The sequence below is a fragment of the Variovorax sp. 05N34 genome (assembly GCF_056397405.1).
Genome location: NZ_JBFTNI010000007.1, coordinates 24,744 through 43,939, shown reverse-complemented (window position 1 = coordinate 43,939; position 19,196 = coordinate 24,744). Strand labels below are relative to the sequence as shown.

The following is a 19,196-nucleotide window of genomic DNA, read 5'->3' as shown; positions in this document are numbered from 1 at the left end:
TTCATTCACTTGCACGGATCTCGACATGAGCTCGGTTTCACACATCATTCCATACGGCCCGCCCCTGTCGCTCGACACTGCGCGGATGATCGCCTCTGCTGCAGAGGCCGAAGCGAAGGTCAACGGCTGGCCCATGGTCATCGCGGTCATGGACAGCGGCGCCAATCTCGTCGTCTTGCACAAGATGGATCAAGCCCAGACCGGGAGCGTCCCCATTGCGCAGGCCAAGGCAGAAAGCACCGTGCGGTTCAAGCGCCCGACCAAGGTGTTCGAGGAAGCATTGACCGCCGGCGGCATCAATCTCAGGCTGTTGGCTACGCAGGGCGCATGCCCACTCGAAGGAGGGCTGCCGCTGTTGTTGGGAGGCCAGTTGGTCGGAGCGATCGGCGTATCGGGCATGCAATCGACGCAAGACGCGCAGGTTGCCGCCGCAGGGGCCAAGGCGATGGCGGACGCCGGTTGATTCGCCAGGCGCTGGAGCAGCCGGTCGCCTTCTGCACCGCCTGTTCTTAGATCAACGCCGCAATCGCTTGTCCGAGTTCCTTGGTGCTCGCGTTGCCTCCAAGATCTGCCGTGCGTGGCCCTTCACGCAGTACATGCTCGATCGCCCTCAAGATTGCGTCATGTGCTTCACGCTGTCCAAGGAAATCCAGCATCAAAGCGGCCGACCAGATCATAGCGATCGGATTGGCTACGCCCTTTCCGTAGATGTCCGGAGCGGAGCCGTGCACAGGTTCGAAAAGAGAGGGAAAGCTGCGCTCCGGATTCAAGTTGGCTGACGGCGCCAGGCCGATGGTGCCAGTGCACGCGGGCCCCAGGTCCGAAAGGATGTCACCGAACAGGTTGCTTGCCACCACCACATCGAATCGCTGCGGCTGCAGCACGAAGCGCGCAGTGAGGATGTCGATGTGCTGTTTGTCGACCTGAACCTCCGGGTAGTCCGCCCCGACTGCATCGGCGCGGCTGTCCCACCACGGCATGCTGATCGCGATCCCGTTGCTCTTGGTAGCCACCGTCAGCCGCTTGCGAGGCCGTGACTGGGCCAGTTCGTAGGCATACCTGAGCACACGGTCGGCTCCGAAGCGGCTCATCACAGTCTCCTGAACCACGATTTCGCGCTCGGTGCCGGCATACATCACACCGCCGAGATTGGTGTACTCGCCCTCCGTGTTCTCGCGCACGATGTAGATGTCGATATCACCTACCTTGCGGCCGGCCAGAGGGCACGGTACACCTTCGAACAATCGTGCCGGTCGGAGATTGATGTATTGATCGAACTCACGTCGGAACTTCAGAAGAGACCCCCACAACGAGACGTGGTCCGGAACCGTATCGGGCCAGCCTACAGCACCGAACAGGATGGCATCCTGCGCTTCGAGCTGGGCTTTCCAGTCGGGCGGCATCATGTCGCCATGGCGTTGGTAGTAGTCGCAGCTGGCCCATTCGATGTGCGTGAACTGCAGATCGAGGTCGAACCGGCTCGCAATCTTTTCGAGCACGCGATGACCCTCGGGCATCACTTCCCTGCCGATGCCGTCACCGGGGATGCTGGCGATCTTGAGCGTTCTGCGGTGGGTCTTGGTCATGGGCGAGTCTCTCGAATCCGGAAATCAAAGGTCAAGGGTCAAGCTGTCGCTGCACGCACGCGAGCAGCACGGAAGAAACTGGTTGTTCAGGGTTCGCTCCTCGGGAGTGAGAAACATGTCCCGATGATCTGGAACGCCTTCGAGTACGTCCGTCAGGCACGTGCCGCATACGCCCTGCTCGCAGGATGTCGGCACGACGATTCCGATCCGGGCAAGCGCGCTCAAGGCGGTCTCAGTGGCCGCGACTGTCACGCGCTTTCCTGTTCGCGCAGCCAGGATTTCAAATGCCGCTTCCTTGCTGTTGTCCGGTGCAGCGACCGGCTGGAAGTGCTCGAAATGCACCCGGTCCTCGCCCCACCCCAAGTCGCGGGCCGTATCGAGAACATGCTTCATGAAGCCACGCGGTCCGCATACATACAGGCGCGCACCGGCAGGCGCCTCGCTCAAGACTGCACGGGCGTCGAACTTCGTCCCGGCTTCGTCATCGAGGTGCAAGGACACCGAGCTTGAAAACGGTGCGCCTAGAAGCTCTTCGGCAAACGCCATTCTGGCTCGCGATCGCGCGCAATAGTGCAAGGCGAATCGCGACCCCGCAGCCGCAAGCTCGGCCGACATGGCCATGAGCGGCGTGATACCTATGCCGCCCGCAATCAGAAGAGCAAAGGGCGAAGGCTGCAATTGAAAGTGGTTTCGAGGGGCGCTGATCTTGAAGCATTGGCCCTCGTTCAAACGCTCGTGCACCTTGATCGAACCACCGCGAGAATCGATTGCGCGCAGCACAGCGATCTTGTATTTGAAGCGCTCGGACGGGTGGTTGAGCAGAGAGTATTGCCGCACCAGTCCGTCCAGGTGCACGTCGATATGCGCACCTGGCTCGAACGGCGGGAGCGCGCCACCCGAGGGGCGCTCCAGTTCGAGCGCACAGATGTCCTCGGCAACCAGGTTCCGTCGCGCGACGCGAACATCCAGAAGCGACGAGTTGCTCATTCCGCTTGCACAGGGTTGATCAACGTGCCAACGCCCTCGACCTCGACCTCCACGCGGTCACCCGGCCGCATGAACAGGGGCGGCTGGCGTTTGAAGCCGACGCCTCCGGGTGTGCCCGTGACAATGACGTCACCCGGCTCCAGCGCGGTAAAGGTCGAGATGTAGCTGATCAGCCGCGGAATCGGAAAGATCAGTTGTGCGGTTGTCGCGTGCTGCACCACCGTTCCGTTCAGGCGGGTGGTCAGACTGAGCTCCTGACCGTCGCCGATTTCGCCGCGCGTCACGAGCCATGGGCCGAACGCGCCAGTGTCGGGAAAGTTCTTTCCGGGAGTCCATTGCGTCGTGTGCGATTGCCAGTCGCGAATCGAGCCGTCGTTGTAAGGCGCGTAGCCCGCCACGTGCTCCCAAGCCGCGCTCTCATCGATTCGCCGGCCACCCTTGCCAACGACAACGGCGATCTCTCCTTCGTAGTCGAGCGAAGTCGACTCTCTGGGGAGGACGATCGGCTGCTGGTGCCCGAGTTGCGACGAGGTCACGCGCAGGAATACCGTTGGTTGCGTGGTCGTCTCCCGTTTGGCTTCGATTCGGTGCTCGTCGTAGTTCAAACCTATGCAGAAGATTCGAGGCGCATCGGGAACCACAGGCAGGTACTCGATTTGATCGAGAGGGATGGTCGCGGGGCGGGATCTCGCGAGGTCCTCGATCTCACTCAGGCTCATCTTGGCCAGGGCGCTTCGAAGCGTCGGAAAGCGCCCGTTCGCAGCTGCCTGCAGGTCGACGATACGCTGGTCGAAGATGGCACCCCAGCTCGAGGCGCCTCCATGGAAATAGCTCAGAAGCTTCATATGAACTCGGTTGGACTTGCTGATTGCGTCAATCGACGGTGATGCCTGCCGACTTCACGATCTTTCCCCACTTGTCGTATTCGGAGAGAAAGAAGCGCTTGAATTGATCGGGCGTTCCACCCGCCACGGAGGCGCCTTGAGACGAGAGGACGTCGCGAAGGTCTTTCTCCTTCAGCGCCGCTTTCGTCGCGTTGGAAAGGGTGTCGATGATGGGCTGAGGCGTGTTCGCTGGCGCAAGCAATCCGAACCATGTGCCCGCCTCGAACCCTTCGATGCCCGCCTCTTGCATGGTCGGGACCTGTGGGAATTGGGGCGAACGCTCTGTGGACGTGATCGCGACTGCGCGCAACTTTCCAGCCTTCACCAACGGCGCCGAAGTCGAGAAAACGTCGAACATGACATCGATCTGGCCGGCCACCAAGTCCACCAATGCGGGTCCGCTTCCCTTGTAAGGCACGTGGACCATGTCGACGTGGGCGAGACTCTTGAAGTATTCGCCTGCGAGGTGCGCCGCACTGCCGTTGCCAAACGAGCCGTACGTCACCTTGCCCGGGTGAGCCTTGGCCTCCCGCACCAGGTCGTCGACCTTGGTGATCTTCAGCGCCGGGTTCACGACCAGCAGAAGCGGTTGGGTTGCCACCAGCGTGATCGGCTCGAAACCCTTCACGGGCTCGTACGCGAGTTTGGGGTAGGTATGGGGGGTCACCGTGAGGGGCCCGGCCGCGCTGAACAGCAGCGTGTAGCCGTCCGCCGGAGCCTTTGCCACGTATTCGTGTCCGATGCTTCCTCCGGCACCAGCCCGGTTCTCGACCACGATGGGCTGACCGAGCCGCTCGGTCAGCGACTTGGCCAGCAGGCGCGCAGTCGCGTCAGTCGAGCCGCCGGCGGCGTACGGAACAATCAGCTTGATGGGCTTGGCCGGGTAGTTCTGGGCGAATGCGCCAGTTGCTCCGATCAAGGCGCAGGCGGCAAGCGCCAAGGCACGCCGCCAGCGGAAATAGGTCGAAATCATCGTGGAGTCTCCTGTCGATTCTGTTTACTTCGCGGTCGCGAGATTGCCGGCCGCCTTTTCGGGGGCGATCCGCCCGACTGGGTCGCCAAAGCGCTCCAGCATGACTTGCTCGAAGGACACGCCTTCCGAGGCAAACCAGCTGCCCGAACGCAGCCTGTAGGCCTCATGGTTCATCGGAGCCTTGGGCTCGATCCCGGCTGCAAGCGCCTTGGCCGCAGTCAGGACCGTTCGGCGGAATCGCACCACTGCGGCGTCCGAGGCGGAAAGATGCTCCTGCGTCCGGTCCGCGATCCGTCCTTGACTGTCCTGGATCATGGCGTCCTGTTCAGCAACGCCGCGAACACCCGTGAAGCTGATGTGCTTTTGTTGGTGCCGGTCGATCAGGTATTCGTTCGATCGATTACGGATCGGGATGAAATTCGCATCGACCTCCGCAACAACGCCATGTCCGCTGCCGAACTTGCTGACCTCGTCCTCCGTGAGTGGCCGGTCGGGATTCCAGGCATAGGTGTAGATCCAGCAGTTCTCATCGTCGATCGGCACCCAGGTGTAACCGAAGTGAGTTTCGCCCGGCAGCGTTGAAGGCGTGGTGCTGTGTGAAGGCACCGCGTACTGCGCGCTGCGCCAGTAGCGAACACCGTCGTCGGCGCGTCGAGCTCCTCCGACCACGAAGCCAACCTCGTGCTCGAGGATGGAAAACTTCGGCAATGGGTCCTCGCGTATCCAGCGCAGGCGCTTCTCGTCCGCTGGCGCATCCGGATTCGAGTTGGAGGGAACGCCCGGCGCCGGCATATGCAGGAACGAGAAGTGTGAGGTGTCCAATGCACCTTCGATGGACTGTGCCCAGTTGCACTCCTGGAGCTTCTTCGTCACGAACCGGTGCGACGCCGGCAACGCACCAAACTCAAGCCTCGGCACTTCCGGCAGCGTTCTCTCCCAAGGATCGGGACCCAGGTAGGCCCAAACGATGTCACCGTATTCGCGCGTCGGATACGCCTTCAGGCGGAGAGACTCGTGATAGCTCGCGTCAGGAGGCACATTGGGAAGCTCCATCGGTCGGCCCTGCACATCAAACTGCCAGCCATGGAACACGCAGCGAATGGCGCAGTTCTCGTTGCGGCCAAAGTACAGGTCGGCGCCCCGGTGCGGGCATTTGGAGGCAACAAGGCCCACCACCCCCTCACTGTTCCGAAAGGCCACCAGCCGCTCACCCATGATGTTGACGCGCATTGGCGCACCATCGCGCTCAGGCAACTCGCGCGAAAGCGCAATGGGCTGCCAGAAGCGACGGAAGAACTGTCCCATCGGCGTGTCTGCGCCAGTGCGGGTCAGCATCTCGTTGTCGGAAGCACTCAGCATGTTTGTCTCCTATGCGGTTGCGATGGAATGCCGGGGGTCTCGAATGCCGTATGGCGCACCCCAGGCGATCGTGTCCAGGGTCTCGCGCGAGGGTGCGTACTCGCAGCCGACCCAGCCCTTCCAACCCAGCTCTTCAATGAGGTCGAAGAGGTACGGGAAATGGATCTCGCCCGTACCGGGCTCGTGCCGCCCAGGCACGTTCCCGACCTGGATATGTCCGATGTAGGGCCAGGCCGCGCGCATCCGGTCGGCAATGGACCCCTCCTCCATCTGGATGTGGAAGGTGTCGAAGCAAAGCTTCACGTTGGCACGCCCAAGGGTCTTGACGACTTCGACGCCCTCGTCGATGCGGTGGTACAGGAAATCGGGAAACCGGGCGCGACAGCACGGCTCGAGGATCAGCGTCAAGCCGTGCGAGCCCGCTTGGTCCGCCGCCCAGGCGATGTTCTCCAGGAACAAGTCCATGCAGCGCACCCGATCCAGTTCGGGGCCCATGTTGCCCGGCATGACATGGATCATCGGCCCGCCCACCTGCGTCGCGTAGTCGATCGCAGCATGAATGCTGGACCTGAAATCCTTCTCTCTGCCAGGCAGCGCGGCAAGCCCGCGCTCTCCGCCGTTCCAGTCGAAAGGCGAGAGGATCTGAACCATCGAAAGCCCGTTGTCGGCAAGGCGCGCGGCAATTTCCTGCGCCGGATATTCGTACGGAAAGGCGACTTCGACGCCCTTGAATCCAGCCTTCGCCGCAGACTCGTACCGTTCGAGCATCGGCACTTCCGTGAACAGCCAGCGCAGATTGGGATCGAATCGCAACATCGTGAGGTCTCCTTGTTGCGGCCAATCGTAGGATTGCCTTATTGTTGAGGCAAGCCAGCAATTTTTAGCGGGCGTTGAGTTTTTCTCATGAATATTGGCAACGTTTCATTGCGCMAGGTCCGCGCATTCGTCGCTGTGGCGGACGCTGGAGGATTTGCTGCCGCCGCACGCAAGCTGCACCTCACGCCTTCGGCGCTGAGTCTTCTCATCAAGGAGCTCGAGTCAAACATCGAAGTGCGCCTCTTCGACCGAAGCACACGCACTACGGAGCTGTCGATCGCGGGCACCGAGTTCTATCCGCTAGCCCGCAAAGTGCTGACCGACCTTGAGCAGGCGCTGGTCAGCACCCAGGACTTGCAGCAAAAGCGGCGAGGGACGGTGCGCGTCGCATGCACTCCGCTCTATGCTGCCGCCACCCTTCCTGAAGTGCTCCGTCGATACCGGGAGAGATTTCCGGCGGTGACGGTTTACGTCCTCGACTCATTGAACCAGCAAGCGCTCGCGCGTGTAGCCAGTGGCGAGGCCGACTTCGGAGTCGCCCCTCAGCGGCAGGCCGCACCCGAGCTCATGCAGCAAAGCCTCATGCAGGATCGGGTGTGGATGGTCTGTCGACCCGACCATCCTCTTGCTGTGCACAAGCGGGTGAATTGGGCGCAGACCCTCAAGTACCCTTTTGTGAGCCTCACACCTGACTTCACCCGGCGCTTGCAAGCGGACTTGTTCCAGCACTCTTCCGCACTGGTGCTCAATCCAGCCCTGGAAGTGTCATTCATCACCACTGCGCTGGGGATGGTTCAAAGCGGATTCGGGATCACGGCTCAGCCTAGTCGCTCCCTTTCGCTGCTGCCCGCATTCGGCCTCGTCGCGCGTCCCCTGATTTCCCCAGTGGTGGATCGCCACTTGTCTCTCTTTTTCCTGAAAGGCAGAGACCTTTCGCCCGCGGCGGACAGCCTTCGTACATTTCTACTGGAGAACCTGGGTGAGCCGGCATGACCAGGCCCGCACGGAGAGGTCGTCGTCCCACAAGTCCGCAGACATGCGGGAGTCCGGCGTGAGCGTCGTTCATGACGGTGTGACTTCAGGTCAGTGGAAGCTCAATTTCAGCTTCTGCGAAAACTTCGCGCACGACAGACAGCCCGTTGAGCGCTGCCGGAAATCCCGCGTAGACCGCCATCTGCATTACAACTTCGACGATTTCTGCAGGCTTGCAGCCAACGTGCAATGCTGCATGCACATGCACACGGAGTTGGGGCTGCACATGACCCAGTGCGCACAGCGCCGCGACCGTCGCCAGCTCACGTTCGCGCAAGCCCAGGCCTTCTCGTGCGTAGATGTCGCCGAACGGAAATTCGAGCACATAGCGCGCGAAATCCGGAAATGACTTTGCGAGCGTCTGAACCACATCCAGGCCCGCTGGGCCATCCACTGCGGTCAGCATGCGTGAACCGCGTTCGTACCGGTTCATTGCGCACCTCCTCTTTCATGTCGTCGAAAATTGTCAGTTGCTGTGGCATGGCGGAAAAACATCATGAAGTCCTCTGAAAAAATTGACGACGTTCACTCTAGAGGTGACGCCGGGAACGTGGAATGACCAAGTTCGTGATACCTTTTTGATATGTCGAGTCTTTTGGATTCCCGTGCACTGGCGCTATTCCTTGCCGTCGCAGACGCACTGAGCTTTCGCCAGGCAGCTGAGACGCTTCACCTCTCCCAGCCGCCGCTGAGTCGGGCGATTCGCGAGCTCGAGGAACGATTGGGAATTCGGCTTTTCGACCGGACCACGAAGGGCGTCAACCTCACGGACGCCGGGCAGAGACTGCTGCCCTATGCGCGCAAAATCGGGAGGTTGCTCCGCGAGGCAGAAGCGGAGCTCGCGACTCAGAACTTGCCGGCAATCCTCAGGCTTGGCCTTACTAGCGCAGCGGAGCCGACCTGGTTCCGTGGACTGGCAGAACGAATTCAAGCAACTCACCCGGGAACTGTCGTATCAATCCTGTCCGATACCTCACCGCGGCTCGTACGCCGTCTTCATGGTGGGAAACTCGATGCGGCCTTCGTCGCATTGCCTACAGATGTGCAGGGGTTGAATGTCTTGGAATTCGACCGCCTTCCGATGGTGGTAGCGATGCAGTCTTCCAATCGCTTGGCCAAGCGAAAGGCGGTTCGTCTGGCAGACCTGGCGGGTGAATCGGTCTTCTGGTTTGAGCGGGCGCGACAGCCCGCTTTCTACGACCACTGCCAGAAGGTCTTCTCCCGGCATGGCTTCGCCCCCTCAAAGCTCAGGGAGCCTACGGACCATCACGTCTTGTTGGGTGAAGTGGCCAGCGGGCGTGGTGTGGCGCTACTGCCCAAGTCTTTCACTGGATTGAGACGGGCGGGCGTCGTCTACAGGTCTTTGGTCGAGGGCGAAGAACTGGCTGTCGGCATCGGGCTTGTTACGCGCGGGGACCGGCCAGGAATACGCGACATACTGACCGCAGTGGCCCTAGTTTGCTGACCCTCGCCACGGGACCAGGCGCTCGCGCAGGGACCCACTCTCTCGGGAGATCTGCTAGCCGAGTTGCTGCGCGAGCCCAATGAGAATGCCTTCGGGCCCGCGGATATAGCAGAGCCGATAAATGTCCTGATACTGGACGACTTCGCCGACGAGCGTCGCGCCGCGGCCAACGAGCCGGGCCAGCGTATCGTCGATGTCCTCCACGGCGAACATGATGCGGAGGTAGCCGAGAGCGTTCACTGGGGCGCTGCGATGGTCTGCGACCACAGACGGCGCGACGAAGCGGGACAACTCCAGCCGGCTATGGCCATCGGGCGTACGCATCATGGCAATCTCGACGCGCATACCGCGCAATCCAGTCACGCCATCTGCCCAGTCCCCTTCGATCGGGGCGCGCCCCTCAAGTTCGAGACCCAGTTCAATGAAGAACTCAACGGCCGCATCGAGGTCTTCCACGACGATGCCGAGGTTGTCCATGCGCTTGACCGTCATTCATGTCTCCTTGGGATCTAATCAGTTGCGTGCGAGGCTGCGGCCCTCCGAGATCGCCAGCGGCTAACAATTGCTCCTGTCATTCTTGAGTCGCCCTTGAAGGAACTTGCCAAGACCACCCTTAAGCTCGGTTCTTTCAAAGAGCCTGCCTTGGAATTGGAAATCTCGATCAATACGGATGATGAGCAACTGCTCAAAGTTTCCTTGACTCTTGACGAGTACACGATCGCTGCCCTTCTCAGGCGAGATGGTCTTCACCTCGACAAGCTTGCCCGCGATCGTGCCATCAGAGCCCGGCGAGTGCGTTGCGTGGCGGCGAAGCCCAAACTTGATCTCAGCGTAGATTTCTCCCAGTTCGCCCCAGACCTGCAAGTATCTGCCCGTGTTCTCGAAGTGGCGTGCCGCGCAGTCGACTAAGTCTTGGAAGATCTCTGTTTGCTCTAGGACGCTGAACGGAAAACCCTCTCTGCTCTGAAAAGGCTCAATTGAGTAGGCGTCATCTTCTGACTCATTTTCAAGTTGAGCGTCGATCCATTCGGTGCTTACGTACTCCCACTGCCAAGGAGCTACGCCAGAGCCGGCAGCATCGGCAATTTCCTCTGCGCTATAGCCACGCTCGTTCATTTCATAGAGAAAGTCCCAATCGCCCATGATTCCTCCCATGCTCAACCAGTTGTCGATAGCGCTCCGACGCGCCTGAGCCGCCAACGTCCGGAGTTGGCCCAACGTGTGTCACTCGATGTACCGGATGAATCCCGGCCCCGGCGCTCTCTCCGGCACTTCGTCAAGCTTCCGCGCGTTTGCGTAGAAGATGTCGAACCGAGGAGCGTTGCTCCAGATCTCATATGGAGGCGCGCTTTGCGCAACGGCCACGATGTCAGCCTCCCAGGCCATCTCGTAGCTTTCGGACGAGCCGCCTTGCAAGGCCTTGAAAGCAACCACGATTGTGCTGACGGTCTTTTGCCGGTCTTTGGAGAACGGCTGGCAGAACGCTATGCCTGCATTCGTCTCCACCCATTGCCCTTCCCATTCATAACGCTGTGGCAGGTTTTCTGGTTGGCGCGTGAATAGGGCTAGTTTCATAGGTATTCGTGCAATGAGAAGGTCTGAAGATCAAGAGTTCGTCGGCAATTTTTTGATGACTCTGCATTGCGGATTCTGCCGACTAAGTAGTACCGGAGCATAAGTTCGACCAACGCTCGCGCGCGAAAGCGCAATCCAAGGGGCCCGTCCCTGCGAGCAGCGTCTACGTCTTCGGCAGTTTGGCGCTCGCATCTCAACCGAATCTGTAGCTCGCGCGGCGCGACAACAGACTTCATCCACCACTTTTGAAGATGCCAATGACTCTGCGTTGAAGGCCGCGCAAGTGCCGCCGATATACTCCCCGCGATCACGTGAAGGCGTGATCGGGTTTAGCAGCCCATTGCCATCTTTGCGACGCAACTTCGGAGGCCATTCAATGGCACACCCCACTTGCGCGCTCGCGCGCTCTCCAGACGCACCCTCAACTCATCGCACCGGTCCGCCCACGCAAGCTGCGGCTGCCCTGGACAATTTGCAAGAGGCATATCACGCCGCCTCATGCCTGCGCTGTCTACTCGTGCAAGTGGAGAACGTGCGCGAAAGCCATCGCTGCTTCACCCGCACCGAACTGGCTGCATTGCATGCAGTCGTAGATTCGGAAGTCGAACGCCGGTGGCAGATCGTCCACACGGCGGCCCATTCCACACCAGCCCCATCGTGATCCATGCGCAGCCTCTCACCATCAGCGACGGAGAGACAGCGCCAGAGACGCCCAGACCCGCCGAACACCCAAAGAGCCCGGTATGCTGTGCGGGCTGTGCGACCCTTCTGCGCCGCCGAAGCGCGCAGACTCAGGCGGATCAGGGCCGCGTGTGTCTGAGCGCAGCGAGTTTCACGCGGACCCCGCCTGAGTCGAGCACTGCAGGGAAGCCCGAAGGGCCGGCGCAGCGGGGTCGCACAGCCCGCACCGCATACCGGGCGGCCCCAACAAAAGGGCAAACCCCCAATCCGCTACTTCAAAGCCACGATCCCCGGCGGCTTCCAGCTTCCACCGCCCGGTGGCAACACAGACGGCGGCGTTTCCTTGGGCCAATACAGCCGCATCACCAGATAGATCGGACCGTCCGGAGCAGGCAGCCAGTTGGATTCCAGCGCCTTGCCCGGCGAGTCCTTCTGCACATGGAGGGTCACCGAACCGTCTGGGTTGCGCTTCATGCCAGGCAGCATCGGCGAGTTGATGAGATACCGGTTGATCGGATTCTTGATCAGCAATTGAGTGTTGGCGTCATACATCGTCACTGACCAGAACGCATCGACCGGCGGCAACTGTCCGGCCGGGAACGTGATCGCGTAGCGGTGCTTGCTACCGTCGAGCGGCTCGCCCTTCTCATCGACGCGGGTGAATGGATAGACAGCTTCCACCGCATCGTTTCCATAGATGCCCCCCTTGGCAGCCGCAGCACGCTTCAGCCAATCGCCCTTGTAGAAGTTGCGATCGCCGAAGAGCGATCCGATGTTCCACCCGTTCACATCCTTTTGTCCGCTCGCCAGGAATTTGTCGATTTTCGCGTCGCCTTCCTTCATGCCGAGGCCGACAGCGGCCTTGTGCTCCAGCGACAGGTCCTTGAACTGGAAAGTCTTGCCCGGGCCGATGCCGATGCGCGCGATGCGTGCTCGCACGTCTCTGTCTTCCGCCGTGGTGGGAACGTATTGGAGCGCCGCGTCCAGGTACTCGAAGTAGTTCGCCTTGATGCCCTTGGTCGTCGCGGGAAGGAAGTTGATGGCCGCTGCAGGTGGAGGCGCGGTTTGCCCAAGGAAGGCGGACAGCGGCTGCACCTTGTAGCCCGCTTGGACCTTCACAACATTCGGCATGTCCTTCTGATCGAAAAGCTGCGTCCTGTATGCAGCCAGCGTGAAGGGTGTGGTCGAAGTAAATACCTTCTTGATGCCCGGCGGCGTGGCGCCCTTCCAGTCGGGTCCGACCACCATGTAGCTGCCGGGCCCAGAGCCGGTGGCCCGGCTGCCGATGTAGCCGTAGTTGTAGGTGTTGCCATCGTTGAGCATCACCGAGTAGTAGCGCCTCTTGTCAACCGCAGGCACGGTGAGAACCATCGGCTCGGCCCGCAGGTCCAGCCAGACCGTGGAGTAGGGTGTGTCGCTGTTCGGCGTGATGACCGCCGTGTCTTGATAGGTGAAGACGCGGGGTTCGTTCTTGATCTGGTTGAAGGGGGCCTTGAACTGCGGGCCGCCCTTGTCCACGGCGTACTCGTTCATCACCGCGTAGTTCATCACGATTGGCAGCCCGTAGATGAAGGCCTCCTCGGCAATGGCCTTGGTCTCAGCGAGGCTGGGGGCCGGGATGCCGGCGGCTGCATCGGCCTTTGCGCCTTGCGACACCGGATCGTTCTTGCTGGCGCAGCCCGCCAGCAAAAAGGCCGTCGCGACGGCACAAGTGAGAATTGACTCGAAACCGCTCTTCGCCATCACTGTCCTCCAAATTGTGTTGAGCCGTGCGCCACCGGTCAGGGACGGACGATCAGCTCATGATGAAGGGAAAGTCGGCGGCCAACAACTTCCCTAAAGGGCAGTAGACGACCGGGGAGGTCAATGCGGCTCAAGCCAAAGCCAAACCGCTACGCCCACGGCCAGCCACAGGACGACGACGAGGAGCGCGCCGGCCCGGCTGCTTGGTTTGGCGCCCTTCGTTTGCATCCACTCTTCTGCCTGGGTGCGACATTCCGCCAGGACTTCAGACGGTAGCAGTTTGATGGTCAGCCAGATCAGAACAGGGAGCAGCAGGACATCGTCGACATAGCCCAGCACAGGGATAAAGTCTGGAATCAGGTCGATGGGACTCAGCGCGTAGGCCACGACGAACATGCCCAATGCCTTCGCATACCAAGGCGTGCGAGGATTTTTGGCTGCGAACCAAAGCGTCACTGCGTCGCGTTTGATTCGCTTGGCCCAGCTCTTCAAGTTGCTGCCGATGCTCATGAGCGCAAGCATGCCAGCCCGTTGGCTACCATCCCGCGGCAAGTCAAGGAAACCACATGCCAACCATCCTGCAAGCACCAACCTGCATCTGGCCCGCCGCCGCGACATTAGGCGAAGGCACCCTCTGGTCCCAGAAAGAGCAAGCGCTCTATTGGGTAGACATTCTCGGACACCGCCTCTTTCGCTTGGACCCCGTCACGAATGCCCGCGCCATCTGGCAGTTCGACGAAGAGATCTCCGCCATCGCCGAACGCGCGACAGCACCCGGCTTGATCGTCACCTTGCGCAGAGGCTTCGCCTTCTTCGACCCCGCTGCGCCGGACGCAAAGCCCGAGTACCTCCATCAGCCCGAGCCCGAACTCGAGAACAACCGATTCAACGACGGCAAATGCGATTCGCAAGGCAGGTTCTGGGGTGGCACGATGGACTTCGCCTGCAAGGCGCCGACAGGCTCGCTCTACCGCTTCGATCCCGACGGAAATTGCACCAGGCATGACGAAGGCTTCGCCGTCACCAATGGTCCTACGTGGTCGGCCGACGGGAAAACGATGTACTTCAACGACACCGTCACCGCCCGCATCTACGCCTACGACTTCGAGCCGGCCAGCGGCACCCTCTCCAACAAACGCGAATGGCATCGCTTTGCTCGAGGTGACGGCTATCCGGACGGCATGACCACCGATGCCGCCGGCAGACTTTGGATCGCGCATTGGGGCGGTGCCTGTGTCACCTGCCATGACCCCTCAAATGCCGAGGAACTCTGCCGCATCGCACTGCCGACGAGCCACATCACCAACTGCGCATTCGGCGGACCTGATCTGGACATTCTCTTCATCACCAGCGCCACCAGCGAACTCACTCCTGCCCAGCGAGAAGCCGAGCCCGAGGCAGGCGGCCTCTTCTCCGTTCGCCTGGACGTCGCCGGATCGCCGACATTCGCGTTTCGGGGCTGAAGAAAAAAACCTCCATTCTTAAAACAAAGGCGTTAATTTTCAAGCCCCTTACACCAAAGGGCAGGTTGCCATGCACTTGGGCTGCGTGTTCAATGCACCTCGGTTCCAGCCGAATCACCCAAAACCTTAATAGCCACCGGCAGACAGTGGCCCTGGAGATGTGGAATGAGTGATCTGACCGACCTGAATCCGAACCCCGTGGACGAAACACCGATCGTCCGCTTGATTGATGACGACGCGTCCTTCCGGCGCGCCGTCCAGCGCCTCTTTCGCGCAGCCGGACACCGCGTCGCGGAATACAACTCGGTCGGCGCGATGCTGCTCGAAGGCATTGGCTCCGCGCCAGGATGCCTGGTGCTCGACATCCACATGCCCGGCCCCACTGGCCTGGACCTCCAGGAAATGATCGCCACGCAGCCGGAGCCGCTGCCCGTGATTTTTGCGACGGCCGAGGCCACCGTGCACGAAACCCTGCGCGCCATGAAAGCCGGCGCGTCTGATTTTCTTTTCAAGCCGGTTGACGGCGAAGCGCTGCTGGCGGCAGTGAACAAGGCCATCGCCGAAGATGCCACCCGACGCCGGGCCCGGCGTCGCCTCAACGATCTGCAGAATCGCTACTCGCGACTCAGCCCCCGTGAACGGCAAGTGCTCGACATGGTGGTCAATGGCGCCCTCAACAAGCAGATCGGCGCTGAACTCGGTGCGGCGGAACGCACGGTCAAGGCCCACCGCGCGCACGTCATGGAAAAAATGGAAGTGACTTCGCTGGCCGATCTCGTGCGCGCCGCTGGTCAACTGGGCGCAACCGCCGGCGAGCTTGGCCGTGTCGGCGCCTGATACCCCGCCACCCATCACCCACTACCCATCACAGCCATCGTGAACAAACCCTCTCGCGCAGGCATGGCCTGGATTCCCGATGGGGCCTTCCTCATGGGGTCGGACCACCACTACCCGGAAGAGGCTCCTGCGCACAAGGTCTCAGTCAAGGGCTTCTGGATCGACACCCACACCGTCACCAACGCCGAGTTCAAGCGCTTTGTCGAGGCCACGGGCCACGTCACGCTCGCCGAGCGCCCGGCGAACCCGGACGACTACCCCGGCGCCGACCCGGCGATGCTCGTACCCTCCTCCGTCGTCTTCCGCAAGACACCAGGGCCGGTCGACCTCCGCAATCCGCACAACTGGTGGACCTATCAGGCGGGCGCCAACTGGCGACATCCACGCGGACCCGGCAGTTCGCTGCAAGGCTTGTGGGCGCATCCGGTCGTGCACGTGGGGTTCGAGGACGCCGAGGCCTATGCCAAGTGGGCTGGCAAGGAGCTCCCCACCGAAGCCGAATGGGAGTACGCCGCCCGCGGCGGCCTCGAAGGCAAGGAATATTGCTGGGGCGACGAGCTCACGCCCGACGGCAAATCCATGGCCAACACCTGGCAAGGCGAATTCCCCTGGCAGAACCTGCTCGAAGACGGGTTCGAGGGCACGGCACCCGTCGGCTCGTTCCCGCCCAATGGCTATGGGCTCTACGAGATGGCCGGCAACGTCTGGGAATGGACCACCGATTGGTACCAGGAACACGGAAAGATCACGCATGCCTGCTGCACGCTGGAGAACCCGCGCGGCGGCAACAAGGACGACAGCTTCGATCCGCGCACGCCGCAGGTGCGCATCCCTCGACGCGTGATGAAGGGAGGCTCGCACCTGTGCGCGCCGAACTACTGCCGCCGCTATCGGCCGGCCGCGCGCATGCCCCAGCCGATCGACACCTCGACAAGTCACCTCGGGTTTCGGTGCATCGTGCGCGGGGCGTAGATCTTGACGGCCGGCGTGGCTGCGTTCAGGGGATCAGCCGAACGGCCCCACATGAAAGATCATGCTCACGATCACGAAGCATCCCAGCGCCAGCAGCAGGACGGCCACCAGGAGCGTGAACGAATGCGGGAAGCCGCTTTCTCCATGAATAAGGCCCTGCGCCTTCAAGGCCGCACGCTCCCTGCGCAGTTGAAGCATGAAGCTGGAGTGATAGGTGATGCCGGAAATCAGCATCGCGATGCCGATGAGTACGAGCGCCTCGCCGAATTGCCGAGGAAACTCGCCGCTCTTCAACAGCTGCGACTCGTTGAGCTTCTGGAACACCTGGAAGACGGTGAATCCAAAGCCGATCAGGGACAGCGCGGTTCGAATGACCGACATCAGCGTTCGGTCCGCACTCATCCGGGTCCGCTGGAAGGACATCCCCGTGCGGCGCGAAGACAACTCGACGGAGATCTCCTCGGCAGTCATTCCCTTCTTGCGCTCGATGGAGTCTCCGGTCATTCGCAAAGGAGCACAAGATGCTCGTTGTTGGAGAGTCGAGAATCCTAAAGGCGCGTAGTCACAGCGTCAAATCCGCCCGCTCCGGCATTTGACATCGCAAACAAGATCAGGGCAGCCTCAATCACATGGACGARGTGCTACACACTCTGGCGCGCGCGCTGTCGCAGTTCTTCGAAGCCGCGACGCTCGTTCTGCTCGCGCTCGGCGCGCTGCTGGCGTTGAAGAACCTGATTGCAGGTCTTCTCGCGCGCCGTCCGCCCGCCGATGTCGCGCTGGATGTGTGGCAGGGCCTCTCGCGCTGGATCATGGTGGGCCTGGAGTTTCTCCTCGCGGCGGACCTCGCCGCGACCGTGGTGTCGCCCAGTTGGGACGAACTCGGTCGCCTGGGCGCCATCGCAGCCATCCGGACTTTGCTCGGCTTTTTTCTGGGACGCGATCTCGAGTCAGCTCGAAGGATCGCCCGCGAGAACGCCGAATTGAACAAGACGCGATGACGTCCGCCAAGCCAACGCAGCACGCCCCATGATCAAAAACGGATTGCACACTTTCATTCGCTGCACCGCCATCGCAGGTGCTTGCCTTGTGCTGCCTCTGACGGCCCTCGCCGCGTCCGCCGCCGGCGGAAGCTACGCGCTCGATACCGCTCAACTCTTCACCGTGTTCTTCATTACGCTCGGGCCGCTCAAGCTGCTGGGGCCATTCGCGCGGTCCACGCGCAATCTGGGTACAAAGGCTTTGCGCGCACTGGCATTGAAGGCCGCGCTCATCGGCATCGTCGCGCTGACCGGGGGAGGCTTTGTCGGTCGCTGGCTCGCCGCGAAGTGGATGGTGCCGCCCGGTGCGCTCCAACTTACCGGGGGCCTGATATTTTTTGTGGTCGCGCTCCAGGGCGTATTGGCACAGTACGAGGTGCAGGTTCACCCACCCGCCGATGCATTGCCGGTCCAGCCCGACGCGATGAAGATTGCATTCCCGATGCTGGTGACGCCCTATGGCGTTGCCGCCGTGATCCTGCTGCTTTCGATGAGCGGTGATGCCGAGCGCACAGAGCTGACGATGGCGATGCTGGTGCTCGTGATGCTGCTGAACCTGCTCGGGATGATCTTCGTGCGCGAGATCATGCGGCCCGCGGTGGTGGGTGTGTTGCAGGTGCTTGCCGCGGTCCTCGGCGTCATGCAGGTGGCGCTTTCGATCACGATCATGCTGGGCGCCTTGCGCGTGCTCGGCCTCGTGGGAGCCGCTTCGTGAATGCGGCCGCCACAGGGCCGCAGCGCGGCGATCGGGCGCTTGGAACTCAGCGCGGCAATACGCGAGCGTTCTCGCCGCTGCCTTCAATGTAGACCTGCTGCCCCACGCGCAGCGACGGGTTGATGGGCTGGCTCACAGACACCAGAACGCCGTTCCTGATCCGCACGACGATCTGCTGGCCTGGCTGCGGCCGGTCGTAGCGCTTCGCGACCTCCGAGCCCGCGAATGCGCCGCCGATGGCACCGGCGACCATCGCCACATCCCGACCTGTTCCTCCGCCGATGAGGCTGCCGAGGCCCACACCCGTGAGACCGCCAACCACCGCGCCCACGCCCGTGTGCTGCGGACTCTGCAGGTCCGTCGGCGTGATCTGTTCGATCACCCCCTGGCGCACCTCCATGGACCCCGGGGCCTGGGATCCGGGCGCCGCGCAGGCGGCCATCAACAGCGTCAGCACGACGGCGCCGATACGAGAGAAGAGTTTGGTCATCAGATTGCTCCTTGAGTGGATAGAGGCTTCGCACGAATACCGGCGACAAGGTAAGTCACACCCAGCGCCAGCGTCAACACCGCCACGAGCGAACGTCGGCCGTCGTCCGTGGAAAAACCAAGCACCAGCGCGATCCCGAAAAGCAAGGTGCATGCACTTGCAATGATCGCCGGCAGTGCGCCGATGCGAAGGCCGCCGGTCAGCCTCCGCCTGTTCATCGACACATAGATCAGCCCGACGATCCCGAGCGCGATGCATGCGACGACGATCGCGCCAAGGTAGACGACGGCGCCAAGCACTCGCGACTGGATGTTCGGAGCGAGGAAGGTCACCACGCCGATGGCGAGCCGCAAGGCACCGTCCGCCAACGCGAGCCCGGACAGCCATCGCGCCGCCGGATGCTTCGACAGCGCGAACCAGAGCACGAGGCCCAGCACGCCGTCGAGCAACGCGAAGTAGCCGTTGTGGCCGTACTGGCCGCCTGCCTGAGGGCCGGCCGGGGACATCGACATCAGGTACGCGGCGAAGAGCACGCTCACAGCGCCCCGCAGCAGCAAGACTGTTCGCAGGCTCATGAGTGG

At 61.8% G+C, this 19,196-nt stretch carries 23 protein-coding genes; 8 read left to right on the top strand and 15 right to left on the bottom strand.

Features of this window, described 5'->3' with window-relative positions:
• Positions 1–25 precede the first annotated feature (25 nt).
• A complete protein-coding gene (locus AC1DMA_RS19245) occupies positions 26–463 on the top strand; it encodes a GlcG/HbpS family heme-binding protein (protein WP_478145232.1) in 438 nt (145 codons plus the stop codon).
• Between the two features lie 46 nt (positions 464–509).
• Here the strand turns inward: AC1DMA_RS19245 and AC1DMA_RS19240 are convergent, their stop codons facing one another.
• From AC1DMA_RS19240 to AC1DMA_RS19215, 6 genes are read right to left on the bottom strand one after another with little or no spacing between them, the layout of a single operon-like run.
• Positions 510–1,586 carry a tartrate dehydrogenase gene (locus tag AC1DMA_RS19240; RefSeq protein ID WP_478145231.1) on the bottom strand — a complete coding sequence of 359 codons (1,077 nt, stop codon included), beginning with the start codon at positions 1,584–1,586 and terminating at the stop codon, positions 510–512.
• A gap of 24 nt (positions 1,587–1,610) precedes the next feature.
• The gene (locus tag AC1DMA_RS19235; RefSeq protein ID WP_478145230.1) at positions 1,611–2,573 is read right to left on the bottom strand and encodes a PDR/VanB family oxidoreductase; all 963 of its coding nucleotides are present in this window, start codon (positions 2,571–2,573) and stop codon (positions 1,611–1,613) included.
• Positions 2,570–3,418, bottom strand: coding sequence for a fumarylacetoacetate hydrolase family protein (locus AC1DMA_RS19230; RefSeq protein ID WP_478145229.1), 849 nt, complete (start codon positions 3,416–3,418; stop codon positions 2,570–2,572). Before AC1DMA_RS19230 ends, AC1DMA_RS19235 begins: the two co-directional genes overlap by 4 nt.
• 28 nt (positions 3,419–3,446) lie before the next feature.
• Positions 3,447–4,430, bottom strand: coding sequence for a Bug family tripartite tricarboxylate transporter substrate binding protein (locus AC1DMA_RS19225; RefSeq protein WP_478145228.1), 984 nt, complete (start codon positions 4,428–4,430; stop codon positions 3,447–3,449).
• Positions 4,431–4,454: 24 nt separating this feature from the next.
• Positions 4,455–5,789 (bottom strand): Rieske 2Fe-2S domain-containing protein, encoded by a 1,335-nt coding sequence (locus AC1DMA_RS19220; RefSeq protein WP_478145227.1) that lies wholly within the window; start codon positions 5,787–5,789, stop codon positions 4,455–4,457.
• A 9-nt stretch (positions 5,790–5,798) separates the two neighbouring features.
• Positions 5,799–6,605, bottom strand: coding sequence for a hydroxypyruvate isomerase family protein (locus AC1DMA_RS19215; protein ID WP_478145226.1), 807 nt, complete (start codon positions 6,603–6,605; stop codon positions 5,799–5,801).
• An 87-nt stretch (positions 6,606–6,692) separates the two neighbouring features.
• On the opposite strand from AC1DMA_RS19215, the gene AC1DMA_RS19210 reads away from it, so the two are divergent.
• The gene (locus AC1DMA_RS19210; RefSeq protein ID WP_478145225.1) at positions 6,693–7,598 is read left to right on the top strand and encodes a LysR substrate-binding domain-containing protein; all 906 of its coding nucleotides are present in this window, start codon (positions 6,693–6,695) and stop codon (positions 7,596–7,598) included.
• Between the two features lie 85 nt (positions 7,599–7,683).
• On the opposite strand, the gene AC1DMA_RS19205 is transcribed toward AC1DMA_RS19210, so the two are convergent.
• Positions 7,684–8,070: a carboxymuconolactone decarboxylase family protein gene (locus AC1DMA_RS19205; protein ID WP_478145224.1), complete on the bottom strand. Its 387-nt coding sequence runs from the start codon at positions 8,068–8,070 to the stop codon at positions 7,684–7,686.
• A 150-nt stretch (positions 8,071–8,220) separates the two neighbouring features.
• On the opposite strand from AC1DMA_RS19205, the gene AC1DMA_RS19200 reads away from it, so the two are divergent.
• Positions 8,221–9,102, top strand: coding sequence for a LysR family transcriptional regulator (locus AC1DMA_RS19200; protein ID WP_478145223.1), 882 nt, complete (start codon positions 8,221–8,223; stop codon positions 9,100–9,102).
• A gap of 54 nt (positions 9,103–9,156) precedes the next feature.
• Here AC1DMA_RS19200 and AC1DMA_RS19195 read toward each other — a convergent pair whose 3' ends face one another.
• The 5 genes from AC1DMA_RS19195 to AC1DMA_RS19175 form a co-directional block, all read right to left on the bottom strand.
• A complete protein-coding gene (locus tag AC1DMA_RS19195; protein ID WP_478145222.1) occupies positions 9,157–9,594 on the bottom strand; it encodes a VOC family protein in 438 nt (145 codons plus the stop codon).
• Between the two features lie 63 nt (positions 9,595–9,657).
• Entirely contained in the window at positions 9,658–10,245 is a 588-nt protein-coding gene (locus AC1DMA_RS19190) for a hypothetical protein (protein WP_478125296.1), read from the bottom strand.
• An 81-nt stretch (positions 10,246–10,326) separates the two neighbouring features.
• Entirely contained in the window at positions 10,327–10,677 is a 351-nt protein-coding gene (locus AC1DMA_RS19185) for a hypothetical protein (RefSeq protein WP_478125295.1), read from the bottom strand.
• Positions 10,678–11,628: 951 nt separating this feature from the next.
• Positions 11,629–13,101, bottom strand: coding sequence for a DUF1254 domain-containing protein (locus tag AC1DMA_RS19180; protein WP_478145221.1), 1,473 nt, complete (start codon positions 13,099–13,101; stop codon positions 11,629–11,631).
• 120 nt (positions 13,102–13,221) lie between these two features.
• Entirely contained in the window at positions 13,222–13,611 is a 390-nt protein-coding gene (locus tag AC1DMA_RS19175; protein WP_478128876.1) for a YkvA family protein, read from the bottom strand.
• Between the two features lie 56 nt (positions 13,612–13,667).
• On the opposite strand from AC1DMA_RS19175, the gene AC1DMA_RS19170 reads away from it, so the two are divergent.
• The 3 genes from AC1DMA_RS19170 (at position 13,668) to AC1DMA_RS19160 (ending at position 16,373) form a co-directional block, all read left to right on the top strand.
• Positions 13,668–14,564, top strand: a complete 897-nt coding sequence (locus AC1DMA_RS19170; protein WP_478145220.1) for an SMP-30/gluconolactonase/LRE family protein — start codon at positions 13,668–13,670, stop codon at positions 14,562–14,564.
• A gap of 165 nt (positions 14,565–14,729) precedes the next feature.
• On the top strand, positions 14,730–15,401 hold the full coding sequence (locus AC1DMA_RS19165; protein ID WP_478128874.1) for a response regulator transcription factor: 672 nt from the start codon (positions 14,730–14,732) through the stop codon (positions 15,399–15,401).
• Positions 15,402–15,440: 39 nt separating this feature from the next.
• Positions 15,441–16,373, top strand: a complete 933-nt coding sequence (locus AC1DMA_RS19160; protein WP_478128873.1) for a formylglycine-generating enzyme family protein — start codon at positions 15,441–15,443, stop codon at positions 16,371–16,373.
• 33 nt (positions 16,374–16,406) lie between these two features.
• On the opposite strand, the gene AC1DMA_RS19155 is transcribed toward AC1DMA_RS19160, so the two are convergent.
• Positions 16,407–16,877, bottom strand: a complete 471-nt coding sequence (locus tag AC1DMA_RS19155) for a YidH family protein (RefSeq protein WP_478128872.1) — start codon at positions 16,875–16,877, stop codon at positions 16,407–16,409.
• 125 nt (positions 16,878–17,002) lie between these two features.
• Between AC1DMA_RS19155 and AC1DMA_RS19150 the strand changes: the two genes are divergently transcribed.
• Together AC1DMA_RS19150 and AC1DMA_RS19145 are read left to right on the top strand one after the other, a co-directional pair.
• On the top strand, positions 17,003–17,371 hold the full coding sequence (locus AC1DMA_RS19150; RefSeq protein ID WP_478128871.1) for a DUF1622 domain-containing protein: 369 nt from the start codon (positions 17,003–17,005) through the stop codon (positions 17,369–17,371).
• Positions 17,372–17,399: 28 nt separating this feature from the next.
• Positions 17,400–18,125 carry a MarC family protein gene (locus AC1DMA_RS19145; protein WP_478145219.1) on the top strand — a complete coding sequence of 242 codons (726 nt, stop codon included), beginning with the start codon at positions 17,400–17,402 and terminating at the stop codon, positions 18,123–18,125.
• A gap of 46 nt (positions 18,126–18,171) precedes the next feature.
• Here the strand turns inward: AC1DMA_RS19145 and AC1DMA_RS19140 are convergent, their stop codons facing one another.
• Together AC1DMA_RS19140 and AC1DMA_RS19135 are read right to left on the bottom strand one after the other, a co-directional pair.
• Positions 18,172–18,615: a glycine zipper 2TM domain-containing protein gene (locus AC1DMA_RS19140; protein ID WP_478128869.1), complete on the bottom strand. Its 444-nt coding sequence runs from the start codon at positions 18,613–18,615 to the stop codon at positions 18,172–18,174.
• Positions 18,615–19,190, bottom strand: a complete 576-nt coding sequence (locus AC1DMA_RS19135; RefSeq protein ID WP_478128868.1) for a hypothetical protein — start codon at positions 19,188–19,190, stop codon at positions 18,615–18,617. Before AC1DMA_RS19135 ends, AC1DMA_RS19140 begins: the two co-directional genes overlap by 1 nt.
• Positions 19,191–19,196: the final 6 nt, after the last annotated feature.

Bases quoted from the DNA above. Each gene is read 5' to 3' on its own strand.
- AC1DMA_RS19245 (WP_478145232.1), top strand. From the start codon at position 26: ATGAGCTCGGTTTCACACATCATTCCATACGGCCCGCCCCTGTCGCTC.
- AC1DMA_RS19240 (WP_478145231.1), bottom strand. From the start codon at position 1,586: ATGACCAAGACCCACCGCAGAACGCTCAAGATCGCCAGCATCCCCGGT.
- AC1DMA_RS19235 (WP_478145230.1), bottom strand. From the start codon at position 2,573: ATGAGCAACTCGTCGCTTCTGGATGTTCGCGTCGCGCGACGGAACCTG.
- AC1DMA_RS19230 (WP_478145229.1), bottom strand. From the start codon at position 3,418: ATGAAGCTTCTGAGCTATTTCCATGGAGGCGCCTCGAGCTGGGGTGCC.
- AC1DMA_RS19225 (WP_478145228.1), bottom strand. From the start codon at position 4,430: ATGATTTCGACCTATTTCCGCTGGCGGCGTGCCTTGGCGCTTGCCGCC.
- AC1DMA_RS19220 (WP_478145227.1), bottom strand. From the start codon at position 5,789: ATGCTGAGTGCTTCCGACAACGAGATGCTGACCCGCACTGGCGCAGAC.
- AC1DMA_RS19215 (WP_478145226.1), bottom strand. From the start codon at position 6,605: ATGTTGCGATTCGATCCCAATCTGCGCTGGCTGTTCACGGAAGTGCCG.
- AC1DMA_RS19205 (WP_478145224.1), bottom strand. From the start codon at position 8,070: ATGAACCGGTACGAACGCGGTTCACGCATGCTGACCGCAGTGGATGGC.
- AC1DMA_RS19200 (WP_478145223.1), top strand. From the start codon at position 8,221: ATGTCGAGTCTTTTGGATTCCCGTGCACTGGCGCTATTCCTTGCCGTC.
- AC1DMA_RS19195 (WP_478145222.1), bottom strand. From the start codon at position 9,594: ATGACGGTCAAGCGCATGGACAACCTCGGCATCGTCGTGGAAGACCTC.
- AC1DMA_RS19190 (WP_478125296.1), bottom strand. From the start codon at position 10,245: ATGGGCGATTGGGACTTTCTCTATGAAATGAACGAGCGTGGCTATAGC.
- AC1DMA_RS19185 (WP_478125295.1), bottom strand. From the start codon at position 10,677: ATGAAACTAGCCCTATTCACGCGCCAACCAGAAAACCTGCCACAGCGT.
- AC1DMA_RS19180 (WP_478145221.1), bottom strand. From the start codon at position 13,101: ATGGCGAAGAGCGGTTTCGAGTCAATTCTCACTTGTGCCGTCGCGACG.
- AC1DMA_RS19175 (WP_478128876.1), bottom strand. From the start codon at position 13,611: ATGAGCATCGGCAGCAACTTGAAGAGCTGGGCCAAGCGAATCAAACGC.
- AC1DMA_RS19170 (WP_478145220.1), top strand. From the start codon at position 13,668: ATGCCAACCATCCTGCAAGCACCAACCTGCATCTGGCCCGCCGCCGCG.
- AC1DMA_RS19165 (WP_478128874.1), top strand. From the start codon at position 14,730: ATGAGTGATCTGACCGACCTGAATCCGAACCCCGTGGACGAAACACCG.
- AC1DMA_RS19155 (WP_478128872.1), bottom strand. From the start codon at position 16,877: ATGACCGGAGACTCCATCGAGCGCAAGAAGGGAATGACTGCCGAGGAG.
- AC1DMA_RS19145 (WP_478145219.1), top strand. From the start codon at position 17,400: ATGATCAAAAACGGATTGCACACTTTCATTCGCTGCACCGCCATCGCA.
- AC1DMA_RS19140 (WP_478128869.1), bottom strand. From the start codon at position 18,615: ATGACCAAACTCTTCTCTCGTATCGGCGCCGTCGTGCTGACGCTGTTG.
- AC1DMA_RS19135 (WP_478128868.1), bottom strand. From the start codon at position 19,190: ATGAGCCTGCGAACAGTCTTGCTGCTGCGGGGCGCTGTGAGCGTGCTC.